Annotated in this window: 15 protein-coding genes; 3 read left to right on the top strand and 12 right to left on the bottom strand. The window is 27.0% G+C overall.

Annotated elements, in window-relative coordinates:
* Window positions 1-501: 501 nt before the first annotated feature.
* The 7 genes from PF569_03155 to fsa all read right to left on the bottom strand — a co-directional run bounded on the left by PF569_03155 (window position 502) and on the right by fsa (window position 4,332).
* The gene (locus PF569_03155) at window positions 502-945 is read right to left on the bottom strand and encodes a DUF1566 domain-containing protein (protein MDA3855230.1); all 444 of its coding nucleotides are present in this window, start codon (window positions 943-945) and stop codon (window positions 502-504) included.
* Entirely contained in the window at window positions 911-1,135 is a 225-nt protein-coding gene (locus tag PF569_03150; GenBank protein MDA3855229.1) for a hypothetical protein, read from the bottom strand. Before PF569_03150 ends, PF569_03155 begins: the two co-directional genes overlap by 35 nt.
* Window positions 1,136-1,193: 58 nt before the next feature.
* On the bottom strand, window positions 1,194-1,994 hold the full coding sequence (locus PF569_03145; GenBank protein ID MDA3855228.1) for a DUF1566 domain-containing protein: 801 nt from the start codon (window positions 1,992-1,994) through the stop codon (window positions 1,194-1,196).
* 66 nt (window positions 1,995-2,060) lie between these two features.
* Window positions 2,061-2,183: a hypothetical protein gene (locus tag PF569_03140; protein MDA3855227.1), complete on the bottom strand. Its 123-nt coding sequence runs from the start codon at window positions 2,181-2,183 to the stop codon at window positions 2,061-2,063.
* Between the two features lie 68 nt (window positions 2,184-2,251).
* Complete coding sequence (rpiB, locus tag PF569_03135; protein MDA3855226.1) at window positions 2,252-2,707, bottom strand: ribose 5-phosphate isomerase B; 456 nt, start codon at window positions 2,705-2,707, stop codon at window positions 2,252-2,254.
* A gap of 8 nt (window positions 2,708-2,715) precedes the next feature.
* Entirely contained in the window at window positions 2,716-3,651 is a 936-nt protein-coding gene (locus tag PF569_03130) for a hypothetical protein (protein ID MDA3855225.1), read from the bottom strand.
* A 3-nt stretch (window positions 3,652-3,654) separates the two neighbouring features.
* Entirely contained in the window at window positions 3,655-4,332 is a 678-nt protein-coding gene (gene fsa / locus PF569_03125; GenBank protein MDA3855224.1) for a fructose-6-phosphate aldolase, read from the bottom strand.
* 108 nt (window positions 4,333-4,440) lie between these two features.
* Here fsa and PF569_03120 point away from each other — a divergent pair, with 108 nt between their 5' ends.
* Entirely contained in the window at window positions 4,441-4,992 is a 552-nt protein-coding gene (locus PF569_03120; GenBank protein MDA3855223.1) for a hypothetical protein, read from the top strand.
* Here PF569_03120 and pyrH read toward each other — a convergent pair.
* The 3 genes from pyrH to PF569_03105 all read right to left on the bottom strand — a co-directional run bounded on the left by pyrH (window position 4,981) and on the right by PF569_03105 (window position 10,587).
* The gene (gene pyrH / locus PF569_03115; GenBank protein ID MDA3855222.1) at window positions 4,981-5,664 is read right to left on the bottom strand and encodes a UMP kinase; all 684 of its coding nucleotides are present in this window, start codon (window positions 5,662-5,664) and stop codon (window positions 4,981-4,983) included. The two genes, PF569_03120 and pyrH, sit on opposite strands and share 12 nt — an antisense overlap.
* Before the next feature lie 77 nt (window positions 5,665-5,741).
* Window positions 5,742-8,630 (bottom strand): hypothetical protein, encoded by a 2,889-nt coding sequence (locus PF569_03110; GenBank protein MDA3855221.1) that lies wholly within the window; start codon window positions 8,628-8,630, stop codon window positions 5,742-5,744.
* A 130-nt stretch (window positions 8,631-8,760) separates the two neighbouring features.
* Window positions 8,761-10,587, bottom strand: a complete 1,827-nt coding sequence (locus tag PF569_03105) for a hypothetical protein (GenBank protein MDA3855220.1) — start codon at window positions 10,585-10,587, stop codon at window positions 8,761-8,763.
* Between the two features lie 262 nt (window positions 10,588-10,849).
* On the opposite strand from PF569_03105, the gene PF569_03100 reads away from it, so the two are divergent.
* Together PF569_03100 and PF569_03095 are read left to right on the top strand one after the other, a co-directional pair.
* Window positions 10,850-11,356: a hypothetical protein gene (locus tag PF569_03100; GenBank protein ID MDA3855219.1), complete on the top strand. Its 507-nt coding sequence runs from the start codon at window positions 10,850-10,852 to the stop codon at window positions 11,354-11,356.
* Complete coding sequence (locus tag PF569_03095) at window positions 11,353-12,507, top strand: hypothetical protein (GenBank protein MDA3855218.1); 1,155 nt, start codon at window positions 11,353-11,355, stop codon at window positions 12,505-12,507. The genes PF569_03100 and PF569_03095 overlap by 4 nt, the downstream gene beginning before the upstream one ends.
* On the opposite strand, the gene PF569_03090 is transcribed toward PF569_03095, so the two are convergent.
* Together PF569_03090 and PF569_03085 are read right to left on the bottom strand one after the other, a co-directional pair.
* Window positions 12,504-13,127, bottom strand: a complete 624-nt coding sequence (locus tag PF569_03090) for an alpha/beta hydrolase (protein MDA3855217.1) — start codon at window positions 13,125-13,127, stop codon at window positions 12,504-12,506. The two genes, PF569_03095 and PF569_03090, sit on opposite strands and share 4 nt — an antisense overlap.
* A 37-nt stretch (window positions 13,128-13,164) precedes the next feature.
* The gene (locus PF569_03085) at window positions 13,165-13,452 is read right to left on the bottom strand and encodes a hypothetical protein (GenBank protein MDA3855216.1); all 288 of its coding nucleotides are present in this window, start codon (window positions 13,450-13,452) and stop codon (window positions 13,165-13,167) included.
* Between the last annotated feature and the right edge of the window lie 413 nt (window positions 13,453-13,865).

Here is a 13,865-nt window from a genome sequence, read left to right as displayed (position 1 = left end):
ATATATAAGACAACATTATTTATAAAGTTGTCGTTTATATGAGACACATTCCAAATATATAATTCGCTAAAAGGTTAGTTATTTACTAAATCGCCAAATTCAAGAAATTTTTAAAAATTTTCTAAGCCTTTGTTAATAAAATAAAAATCCTAAAATCTCTTATCTCCACCATAAATGATGGAGTATTGCAGAGATTTTCAAGATGGATTCAAGAAATCTTTGATTTCTAAGCTTTTGTGAGATTACACTTACACAAAATTTTAGTCATTCTTTAGAATATTCATTTTATTGTTTCACAATGTTAAACAATGACCATAAATTTCATAAATTTATGATTCATCCCCACCTTAAAACTCTTTGAACTAGTTCAAAGTGCACCGAACGAATTTATGAGTGACTGAAGGTGGGGTATTCTAAGGAATAAATAACCAAAGCATCAAATTACCAAGTTCAGTTAATTTTGAACAAGTTCAAAATTCCCCTAAAATTTCTTTGAAATTTTCAGTTTCTACGCAAACACGCGACATAATAGCTGTCAGTCTTACCGCCGCCGTAGGAACTGCCACTTCCAAGACTGACACGGAACGCAATAGTCGTGGAACTTCCTCTTTGATTTGAAGACCAATACCAATTATTCTGACAATATAAAAACCCGAAACCACTTAAAGTAGTACATGTAGTACCAATAGAGCCAATTTCATCAATTAAAGTTAATAATTCTGCTCTTGTTGGCATTCTCCAATCACTATTTCCTCCTGTTGTTAAATCATCACATACTTTAAATGCAAGATAATCTGTTGCAACTTGAACTCCCAAATTATAAGTTGTTCCAGTCCAAACAGGTTCAGGATAAGCAGAATTTAATGCCCATTTCTTAATTCCAGAATCAATTGCACCCGCATCTAAATCTTTATCCCAACAAAGTCCAGTCACAGTATCTAGCATTGTACCACTCCCACACCCCATCTTCAATAAAATCTTCTGCTAATCTGTGTTGGCCTTCTCCATCAACATAAACATTTTGCTGTTCAACAAAAAATTTACTTATATTTGTATAATATGCAAAAGTTGATAAAGAAAAAATTATCATAACAAGAGACAATATACTTATTATTTTTATAGTTTTATTTTTCATTTTTTTCATTTTTTATTATTTTCAAGTTCAAAATTCCCCAAAAATTTCAAAGAAATTTTTAGTGTCTACGCAAGCAGGCGACATAATTGTAGCCACCCTTACCGAGGCCGTCAGAAATGCCATCGAGAAGATAGACATAGAACGCATAAGTCGTACTTGTACCATAAGTTGTTTTTGTCCAATAATAATTACTTACAACTGATGAAAATATTGTATTTCCTCCTACGATATGTGGAGCCGTTCTTGTTAAATCAACTATTGTTTCAAATTCTTGTCTTGTTGACAAATACCAATCAGTATGTCCTGAAGGATGTGTAGTTAGACCAGTACAATAAGATTTTGCATCTTCCCAATTTTTAGTACCATCCCTATTAAAATTCCAATCCCAACAAAGTCCTGTTCCTAAATCTAAAACCGTCTCACTTCCACAACCATCAATTACATAATTTGAAAGACATCCACTTTTATCATTATTAAAAATACAAGACATATCAACTTGAATTGTAGAATTATTATCATTTACATCCAAATCTCCTTCATAAGTTGTATCAGTCATAAGATACAAAGCGCAAGTCAAAAGTATTTGTCCATCTCCATCATTATCTGTTATACAACTTAAAGATGTTGACATAGGACTTCCAACACTTACCTGTATATCTTCTAAATAAACACTTTCTTTAGTTATAAAATCATCACTAATTAAAGTAATTAAAGGAGTTGAAGTGCTAACACTATTAAGACAACTACTAATATTGACTTCAGTTAGACTCTCATTCAAAGAGACATTAGTTAAACAATCTTTACTATCAATTAAAATCTTACTTATTGTTAAATCATATGTTTTAGTAGTTATATACAAACTATCGCCAATGATTGTCTTAATATTAGGAACTGAATTCGAACTACTTTGAGTTTCTACATCTGATTACATAGTACTTTGATATGTTTGAAACCAATTTTGAAAACCAATGACTGCAACAACACTTACTACAAGTAATAAGGATACTGCAATTACTGCCGAAATTCCTTTTCTGTTTCTAAAAAACATATTCTAAAAATATGTTTTTTTTTTGATAAAGATTTCTTGTAAATTGAAAAAGTGATAAAGTTTAATAATTATTCCATTTCAAGCTTAGAAAGTTGTTCAATTCTTCTTTGATGTCTTTCTTCTCCAGAAAATTTTGTTTCTAAAAATGCCTTTACAATTGATTTGTATTTTAATGAAGGAAATTTTCTTCCTCTAAGTGTTAATATATTTGCATCATTGTCTTGTCTTGCCATTTTAGCAGAGTATGAATCGTATGAGAATGCAGCTCTAATTCCTTTTATTTTATTTGCAGCGATTTGCATTCCTGTACCTGAACCACAAATTAAAATTCCTTTTGATTCATTTTTTAAAACTGCTTTAGCAACTTTTGCTGCAAATAAAGGATAGTCAACTGATCTTTCATCATTGTTTGGACCCATATCCACATATTCATAATTTAATTTAGTAAGAATTTTTTTAATTTTTTCTTTTGACTTAAAGCCTGCATGGTCTGAACCAATATATATTTTTTTATCTTGTTCCATTTTCATCATTATTCAACTATCACACTTATTCCTTTACCAAAACTTTTAGAAGATGCTGTTTTTACATATTCTTTAATATTTTTTTTGAAGTATTGTGGCATTTGCTCTTGAATATTTCCAATCACATAATAACCTATTGCCATCATTGCTCCAATGTTGATATTTTCAGGTAATGGAATATTTAATACATCTCCTTCAAATATTACATCATCACCTTTTCCAAATTTAATACATAATTCTTTTTTATTTGGAACTACAGTTATTGCATGTTTTAGTTCTTCATAAGTTTTTACATCTCTTGCAACTTTTCTTCCAAATAATTCTATAAATTTTGTTTCAAATAATTGATTTACATTAGAGAATTGATTTGGTGTGATTAATAAAAATCCATTATAATCTTTTAGATTTTTAGGAATTTTAGATATTATTTTCTTTTTAATAAAATCATATATTTCTTCAGGATTTTCTCGAGTTTTTGCAAGAATCCAGCCCATATATGTTGAAGTATTATATGTATAGGGTTCCCTATTTTTATTAGTAATTATTGTATTTTGTTCACCTAGAATAATTTCTGCAGGAGAATTAGGAGTACAAGTTACTAATGTAGTTTTTAATTTTTTATCTTTGTATTTTTTTGCAATAATTGGAGCATGTTTTGAACCTGATGCACTAAAGATGATTGCTCCATCAGGTTTTCTTTTTAAAACATTTTCATAATTATTCTCATCAGCAAATATTGCATCAACATTTGAAAATAAAATTTCAGAAGTTACTTTCGCATTTCCTGAACCAACAATTATTGGATTTTTAAATACTGGAAATTTAATTTTAGGAAGCCCTTCTTTTGTAAATAATTCTAGCGCTGCTAAAGTTACAGTACATAATGAAGGAAGATTATTCTCGGAAATTTTTTCAATTAATTCTAAATTTGGATATGATTTCATTATTTATTTCCCCTTCAAATTTTTTTTGTATTCATCCCAATCTTTTTCAAATTGCACTATCCCTAAATCAGTTAAAGGATTATAAAATAATTTATCAAAAATCTTTGGAGGAATTGTTGCAATATCTGCGCCAATTTTCGCGCATTCTAATACATCATGTGGACTTCTAATACTTGCTGCAAGGATTTTTGTTTCAAAATTATAATTATCAAATATTTTTCTTATTTCTCTAATTACATTTAACCCTTCATAACCTTCATCATCTATTCTTCCAACAAAAGGACTAACACACCATGCTCCAGCTTTTGCTGCTAGGAGCGCTTGATTTGCACTAAAACAAAGAGTTACATTACATCTTATCCCTTCTTTAGAAAGAGTTGATACAGCTTCAATTCCTGGCTTCGTTAGAGGTACTTTTATTAAAATATGTCTAGTTAATTTTGAAAGTTCTCTTGCTTCTTCGATAATTTCTTTTGCAGAATTAGTATTTGTTACTTCAGCACTAACTGTAAAATCGAATTTATGACTTGATAAAATATTTGCAATTTCTTTTATAGTCTTCTTAAAATCTCTTCCTTCTTTTGCAATAAGAGTAGGATTAGTTGTAACACCATCTACAACTCCAATTTTTACTGCTGCTTCTATATCCTCTACATTTCCTGTATCTAAATATAATTTCATATAAAAATAACTAATTTTTTTATTTATAAAGATTTGTTGTATTGATACTGTAAGAATTAAAATAAACATACAAACATTTTTATGCAAAGAAATTTTATTATAATTAAAATGGATATAGTTAATTTATCTAAACAACTAATGTATGAACAAACAAAGAAGAATAAAGCTCCTTCTTGGTTATTAACAAAACTTGCAATTGAGAAAGGAGTAGAACTTTCTAAATTACACAATGTGGATGAAAAATTAGTATTAGTTTCTTTATACCTTGCCCATACTAAATTTAGTCCAATTTGGCATGGAGGAACACAACAGAATCATCCTGAATTAAGTTCAAGCTTCATTAAAGAATATTTAGATAAATGGGAAATTAGTAAAAATGAACAAGAAATAATTTTAAATTCTATTGAATCTCATCATAATAAAATTAAAACTAAATCGAAGATTGCTGAAGTAGTTAAAAATGCAGAATGTTTTAAATTCTTAACTATTGAAGGTAGTTTGATTTTATTGCATGAATTGGGACTTCGAGGTTTTCCTTTTAATGAATCTGTTGAAAAAGTCATACAAAAGATGGAACAAAAACTTAACTTATTAACATTAGATGATTGCAAAAAAGAAGCAAATAAAAATTGTAATAAGATTATAAAGTTATTCAATTAGAGTTCCTTTGAATTTCTTTTTATCAAAATATTCTCCCAAATTAGTTAAATTTTTTCCATTTAATATTGCAACTTTTAACTCTTGAGCTTGAGCTTCTTTTGATGCTATTGGATCAAATGGCGCTGACATACCAGGATCCCATCTATCTCCTACTATTTCCCTAAAGTCTTCCCAAGATATATTCTCATATTTTTTTGCATCAGGATTCACTTTTGGATCTTCAGAATAAACATATTCAATATTAGATAGATTAATTACTGATTTTGCATCATATTCTTTTGCAAGAAGAGTTGCAATATAATCTGTTGACCAACCAGGTTTCCAACCAGCACCTATTAAAACTTTTTCTTTAAATTCAGGGAGTTTTTCATCAAAATTTTTAACGACTTTTGGATTTGCCCATAGTTTAAATATTGTTCTTAAAAGATGCGCGTTAAGTCTTGTTGAGTGAATTCCAATCCAATCTTTTTCTTCATTATCTATTCCTGAAACTGCAGCTGCAGAATCTTGATATTTTCTTGCAGTTTTTCCTCCGCCTGCGATTAGAATAAATCTATCTCCTTTCTCTATTCGTTTAATTATAAATTGCTTAAATGAAGATAAGAAATCTATATCAATATTATCTCCTGGAACAATTAAAGAACCTCCTACAGAAATTACATGTAATACCATTTTAAATATATCTAGAGATTTGAATTTATAATATTTTTGGAAAAGAAAAAAGAATTAAATTATGTAAAAAAAAAAAATTATTTAACCAGAACTCTAGTTAAAGATTCAACTACTCTTCTGTAGAATACTTTAATTTTCTCTGATAAAACAACATTTCCGAATTTGTCTTCTGCTTTTATTTGAACATTTAAATTTGCTTTATCTTGAGATTGAGCTTGTATTGTGAAATCAATATTTAAATCTAATTGACCAATTTGATTATTATATAATATTTCTTCTCCTCCAACTAAAACACTTATTGTTAAATCATCTCCAGCAATACTTCCTAAAGCATCAAATTCATCCCCAAATAAATAATAACCCTGAGTAATTGGATATGTATTCTCTCCTTTTTTAATTTCATCTAATATTGCACTATAAGATGTTTGAATTCTTTCTAAGACATAATCTTTTGATACTCTTTTATCAGTATTATCAACTACATCTACAGAGATTATATTTTCACCAACATTTAAATTTGAGATATGACATACAAAACTTGTGCTATCAAATGTACATGCACTTCCTTGATGTGTTACACTTTTTATTGATGTTGAAGATTTAATATTTCCTTGAATAAAATAATTATCTTTATCGGTAATTTTATCATTCCCATTAAAATAAATAATTGGAGCTAAACCTTTCTCATCAAAGAGATTAATATTTTCATTATAATCTACTTTAAAAATTACATTTGAATCAAATCTTTCACCTGATTTTTCATATCCTTTTACGCTTAATGTTCTATAACCTGTTCTTTGTGAGAGAGGTAATTCGAAACTATCTGCACTTAAATATAATTTATTAAAACTGTAACCATCATAAGAGTTTACAAAATTTAAATTTCCTCCTCCAATTTCAGTACTATCTTCTTGATTTGTAATTGAACCTTTTAGTGAATTATTTATATTTTCTTGATTTAAAACTATAATTGATTTTGTTGAATCTTTATGTAGTAAAGAACCATAAGTTGAAGTGTAAGAATTTCCAGCATAATCTGAAACAATTATATTTAAATTATCTGAACCATCTTTTGTTAAATCAATTATTGATTCAAAATGATTCCCATATCTTAAAAAATTTTCTTGATCATTAAAAGCTAATGTTAGCCAATCAATATACTCCCCCATTATTTCTCCTGAAAGAGTCACATAATCTTTTGCTCTTGCATTTTTAGTGTAATCTAAATCAATTTGAGGTTCTTTAGTTGGAGCATAATAATTGTATTCTTTTGTGTATATGTTCCTATCTACATCAATAAATTCTAATCTTAAAGTTCCTTGAGATTCTTTAATGTCTAAATTTAATTTTACAATATTAGTTTCATAAATTTGATAGTCTATTTGTTCAACTTCATCTAAGTATATACTTTTGAAAGCAATATTTTTTGAAGGTAGAATATTTAATCTATTATCTCCTTGTTTTACAAATAATTTATTTCCAATTAATTCACCATCATCAAAATAAATATCTTCAATTGCAGTTTTTGAAGTATCTACTTCAAAATTTCCTTGTATTGCAAATGTTCTTCCTGAAATATCAGTTCCTTCTAATAAATAAGAATGTCCTATAGACTCACTTATTCCTGAAATATCAAAAATGTAAAAATTGTTTTTAACTTTTAGATCTCCTTTTTCTAATGATACTGAATCAACTCTTAAATTCAAATCTAAAATATTAACTCCAATATCATCTTTTATCTCAAAAATTAATTTGTCTGCTTTTGTTAAGTCTGTTTCAATTATATTTGCAGTAGGTGCAATTACATCTTTATATACTATAAAATCATATCTTTGTGAATTTATTCCCCTTAATTCTATAAAGTTTTTTCCATCTTGAAGATTTGAAATTATGAAATTAAATGAGTTTGAATTTGGAAAAATCTTATTTGATAAAACTTCACCATTTACTACTACTAAAAATGGATAGTCAATATTTGTTTGTCCTGAAACTGTAATAGAATCTTGAGTTACTTTATCATAATCTACTTCTAAAAATTTAAATCTTATATCTTGATATTCAACTTGAATACTTTGACTTGCATCACCTACAATTACTTCAATTTCATTTAATCCTTCATTAAGTATTACAAATCCTCCAAATAATTCATTTGAATCAGCAAGTGTTCTTATTCCGTTAATATATACCAGTGCATTTGCTCCACCATTTGCCATTCCTTGAACATAAAAATTTCTTTTTGTTGTTTTGTAGGATGTAGAGAGTGAATCATATATTGTGTTTGAATTAAGTGATGCTAGATTTGAACTGATACTTATTGAAGACACAGCAGGATTTACTTGAGTTTGTCCTTGACCATTAATTACTACTCTTTCAACTATTTGAGAAGTTTTCCCATTTGTATCTATTACATAGAATTTTAAGTAGTTTAATCCTTGTGCAAGATTACTAATTGTTAAATCATATCCTCCTATTTCAGAAATAGAGATTTGAGATATTTGTTGGCCTGCTGCATTTTCAACAAAAAGATTTGAGTTAGGTGTTGCTTTTCCTGAAATAGATGCTGAGTTTGAAACAACATTAAAATCAATTGGAACAATTGGAGGCATAGGTTCTAAATTATCAAAAATGTATTCAAATTTTTTTGATTTATAATTATTAGATTTATCATATGCTTTTACTTCAACTGTATAAACTCCAGGTTCTAAAAATGGAGTAATTTGGTTGATATTTAAATCTTGAGTCTCATAACTTATTTTATTATCTGGACTCTTTGTCTCATATATCTCAACTTCATATCTATCAAATAGATTTTGAGAGGAAATATCTTCTATTTGGAATGTATTTTTAGAAGTTGAAATTCTCTCACAAGTTGAATCGTAAGTCTTGAAATAACAATCTTGCGCATAGACTCCTGACAGTAAAATCAAGAAAGATAGGAAAATTAATAATATATTCTTTTTAATCATAATCATTACTGAATATTTTTTTTTAAATATATTGAGTGTTAAGTAGAAGTAGTAAAATAATTTGAAAATCTCTAATATACATAATAAATCTATAAATTTTTAATCATTATTTGAAAAAAATATGAAAAAATTATAGATAAATCTCTTCAGTATTTAGGACTTTTTTAACTTTTGTAATTAAATCTTCACTTAGTTTTATGTTACCATATTTGTAAGTTTCAGAAAAAGATTCTTCATCTAATTTGAATTGTTTTAGAGTTTTGGAATCTAATTCATATCCTTTATTTGAAGAAGTTTCAAGAAGATAATTCTTACCATCATAATTGATTAATTCTGCAGTTTTATCTTTATCATAAGTTACATGTAATCTCTTTTTCCCAAAGTCATCAGCAAGCATTTTATTTTTATACTCTTTAATTTCAGTTAAAACATTTCTTCCTTCCTTTAGAACTTTATTCACTTCAGTTACAGTAAGAGTACCTTTTTCATAATCTGCTTTTGCTTTTACTAGACTTTTAATTGATGTATTTACGAATGCAGGAATTTTTCCACTTTTAATTAATTCTATTTCAAATTTCTTAAAAATATCTTTGTCTTTCATATCTGAGAAACCAGAAATAGATCTAATTTGATTTAATAATTCTGAATATGTTGAGATGATAGATTCCTTAGTTTTATCTTCAGTTATTTCTTCAAACATTTTCTTAATATTTTTTAGATATCTCTCTGAACCTGCAATCATATCATCTAAATCTTTTCCAGTAATTTTTGCATCTTTATCATGTTCAACTTTCTTAAAAGTTTTTACAACATTTTCAAAGAAATCAACATCTTCTTTAGATACACATTTCTCTTTTGCTAATAATACCTCTTTAAACATTTTAACTGTCTCTTTTGGTGTTGTAGGATTGTATCCTTTAAGCATCAAAATAGCTTGTGAAGGTGATAATACTGCATTGTATATGTCTGATGCAAAAATTTCTACAAATACCTTTTTTGCCCTATCAACTAGTTGAGTTCCAACATTCATATGCATATCAATTGCTTCAGCTGAAGGTCTAATTTTTCCAAGTTTCAATAGCTCTTTCCATGCAGAATATATTCCTCTATCATAAAATGGAACACCATCTCTTAAGAATGTAAACATTACTGGATGAGCATCTTTTAGAGCTTCCCAAAAGTCAGTTAATAGGTATACTTGGATGTGTAATTGAATTCCTGTAAATTCTGCAACTTCTCTTGACATTTGCCATAGAATTCTTGATAATTGATCTTTTACTTGCGCTCTTGGCATTCTTTTTACATCTGTGTCATCTACTACTACAAATACATCAAAGTCATTGGATTTTTCTCCCCTTAACCATGATCCAGCTCCAGCGTATACTACAATATATTTCTCGAACTTTTGAAGAATCATGTTTCTGTGGATATCAATAGTTTTCAGAGCACTAATAAAACCTCTTGAGTCTTCATAAACAAAAGAGCTCCCCATAGCCTTCATATCATCATAAACCGCATCAAAACAATTTTCCCTTAGAGTGGAGATTGAATTTCCAACAAATTTAATATTTTTATTTTTTTTTAGTGTGTATTCACCATATTCTTGTCCATATTCATCTTTTTTTACTTCTTCAATTAAAAGTTCATCAAATTTATTACCTAATAAAATTTTCGCATTAAATACTGGAATTGGTTTTTCAAAATCATCTAGTAAGAAGTATAGAGTTAATCTATCAAAGTTTGGTGTTGGCACATTATTTTTGACTTCAATTTCAGGAGTTATATAAAAGCCCATAGATAAGTCTTTTGAAACTTTATTGATTTCATCTGAAACTTCTTTGAAATATTTTTCCTGAGACAATAACTTACTTTTTAATTCAGATGGAAGTCTTGCTATCTCTTTTTCAAAAGTATTTGTTGTATTAGAATCTTTTTTTGATTCTTTAGATTTTTCCATAGTATAAATATAGTACCTTATTTTATAAGTTTTTCTAGTTAGTATTTAGTTAATATTGTTTGGATTAACCTCACATAAAAAATCAAAAATCACTTTAAAACTCGATTTTTGGTCATCAGTTCAAAGAAGAATAAAAAATTCTCCCGAAACGATAAATCAGAAAAACAAGATTTTTCTGGTCATTCTTTTATTTATATAGCATTTCACAAAAGAATAAATAAAAAGATTTATAAAGTATAAACTGAGGATTTTACTAAGTATAATGGCAATTCTTGAAAAAATTCCAGTAGTTGGTGAAAAAAAGTATTCTTATGAAGGTTTATTTGATATTAATGGAACTTATCTTCATATGAAAGGATATCTGGAAGATGCAAAATATTTTGATGTTTCTGAAAAAGATTATGATGAAAAAAATGTAGATGGCTCAAGAAAAATTATGACAAAACTTGAAGCTGAAAAATTATATAATGATTATTATAAAATTATTATAAAATATGAGTTATTAATGGAAGGTAAGGATATTGAAATTCAAACTGAACACAAAACTATTAAATTAACAAAAGGAAAGGCAAGAATTATAGCAAATGCATATTTAGAACCTGATTGGCAACATGGAAGAGATAAAAATGCTCTTCATCAATTTTTAGGGAAAGTTTATGATAAATTTGTAGGTCATGATGAACAAAGTAATGTTATGAAGATTGCAGGTGGCGATGTTGCAGATTTAATGAAAAAATTTAAGGAGCATATGAATACAACTGTAAAATGAAAATGGAAAATAAAAATGGAAGTACACAAATTGGATTTGCAATTATAGTTTTAGCAGTTCTTCTTTTTTTCGGAAGTATATTTGTTGATGATACACCTTATAAAACTAAGAGTAGTTATATTGAATCAAAAAATACGCAAGATTATGCTTCAGATTCTAAGTATCCTGAAGACAATTATTTATTTTTTCTGAATGAAACAGATATTGGAAAACAAAAAAAAGTTACTCAAAGTTATCCTAATATTGCTTTAGGGTCAAAAAAGGAGTATAACTCAATTCATTTAGAAAATAATTTTAGACTTAATGCTAATCCTTTTACAAGTAATGATTATTCATTTAATGTGAATTTTGAAGATCCACAAGATGTTAAATCTATTCTTTTATATTTTAATCCTAGTAGAGTTTCAGGAGATCAAGATTTAGTGATTTATGCTAATGGTATGGAAATTTACAGAAACAAAGCAAGAAGTAACGAAGTTCCATTAATTATTAATCAAAAATTTGGAAATGCAACTAATTTGAAATTTGAATTAGATAAACCACATTGGTATTCTTTTTTTAATTGGAATAGATTTGAAATTGAAGAATTAAAAATTATTGAAGTTAGACAAGATAACAGTAATAATGAAAAAGAATTTAGTTTTCTAGTTGAAAAAGATTTTTTGGAAAGAGTTGAGTTAAATATTGTTGTAGATTGTGATGATGAAACTGACTCAAATAAACCAATTAGAGTTGAAGTTAATGGTTTTACAATTGATGATTTTAATCCTGATTGTACATCTTCAGTTAATAGGGCAATTACTAGAGAAATTCCTTTAAATATTATTAGTTCTGAGAGTAATGAATTAGTTTTTAAAACTGAAGGTTATTATGAACTTGCTTATAGTTTGAATAAAATATTTTTTAATGACCAAGATGTTTACAAATTTACTGTTAATAATTTTAATGATGTGATTGATATTATTATGTATGGTGATTTTGATGCACAACAAATTGATTTTAGATTGAATTCACAGACAATGACTCTAAGACGAGATGAAATTAAATCAATCATTCCTTATATTAGATATGGAACAAATGAGCTTAAAGTCCTTACAAAGCCTGTAGAAATCAAAGAATTAATTATAGAAAAGAACGATTTTTATTATTAAATTCTTTTCATATCTAATTTAATCATCTTAACTATTTCAGGAAATTTGCTTATTTTGAAATGACCATTTTTGTCTTCATAAATAAGAATATTTGAATTTTTTAATTTCTTTTTGTATTTTTTTGCATGTAGAACTGGAACTACTTCATCAGTTTTTGAGAACATCAAAGTAGTATTAGAGGAATTTTCTTCAATTAAAGATATATTATCTTTTAATACAAACCCTCCAACCAAATCCTCTCCTTTTATTGTGTTATCAAATGGAGGACAGACTAGATAAGTTGATAAAATATTTTTAGGAAATTTATGCTCTGATAAATACTTAGCTAAGAAGATACTACCTAATGAGTTTCCAATTAGTACTATATTCTCTCTCAAAAGAGGAAAATGTCTCTCCAAATGTATCTTCCAATCTTCATATTTAGCATTATCTTGTAAAGGCATCTTTGGTCTAATAATCTCGAATTTCTTACCTAATTTTTTATCTAAATAATCCAATTGCCAACGAAGTTTCTTTTCAACCGAAATAGGTCTATTATGAAGATAATTTAAATAATCTTTTTGATTTTTAAAAGTCATTCCACCATGAATTAGAAGTATTTGAGGTTTTTCTTTTACCATAAATAAGAATATAACATTTATTTTTTATAAAACTAATCTATTCAAAATTATCAAATGAACCTGATTTATTAGAATATCTTTGAATATAATCAGATAAAACACCATCATTTACTTGAACTATTCCATAAACCCATTCAGGGAAAGGATTTGAACCAAGACCATCTGAATGCTTTCTTGCTACTTCGATTGCTTGTTCTAATCTCCCTCTAAAAAAAGAACCTTTTCCATTAAAAATTTCTTCACTTTTTTTACCAAGCATACTCCAATCAGAACTATCCTGAGGAGATAACCAACTTGCACAAATACTATAATTATTCTCATCCATATACTAAAAATACTTTTGTTTTTTATAAAAATATCTACATTTTAAAAGTGTTAATTTTAATTCATAAGATGTTTGAACAATATATTAGCTACTTAAACTAATAAAATGAATAGTAAACATCGTAAGAATTGTAAAATTAGCTTCTAAAATACTTTAATTTATAGTAAAATTTTGCAAAAACTCAATTTTTGTATAGAAATACATGTACAAAACATACTTTTCTTGATAGTAAAATCAATTATATAGTAAGAAGTGTTAATCCAATTTTTAGCACATTTCAATTTAGTTGAAATATAGTAAGAATTCTAACTCTAGTTTTAGTTTATTTATAATTAAATATAGTAAAATTTAGTGTTTAGTGATTATTTGTATGTAAAAAAAATTTATTGAGTGATTAAGTTGCAGAACTTAAG

The sequence above is a fragment of the Candidatus Woesearchaeota archaeon genome, from assembly GCA_027858315.1.
Taxonomy (GTDB): domain Archaea; phylum Nanobdellota; class Nanobdellia; order Woesearchaeales; family UBA583; genus UBA583.
The sequence above is the reverse complement of the archived record's forward strand: the minus strand, read 5'-3'. Positions and strand labels throughout refer to the sequence as shown.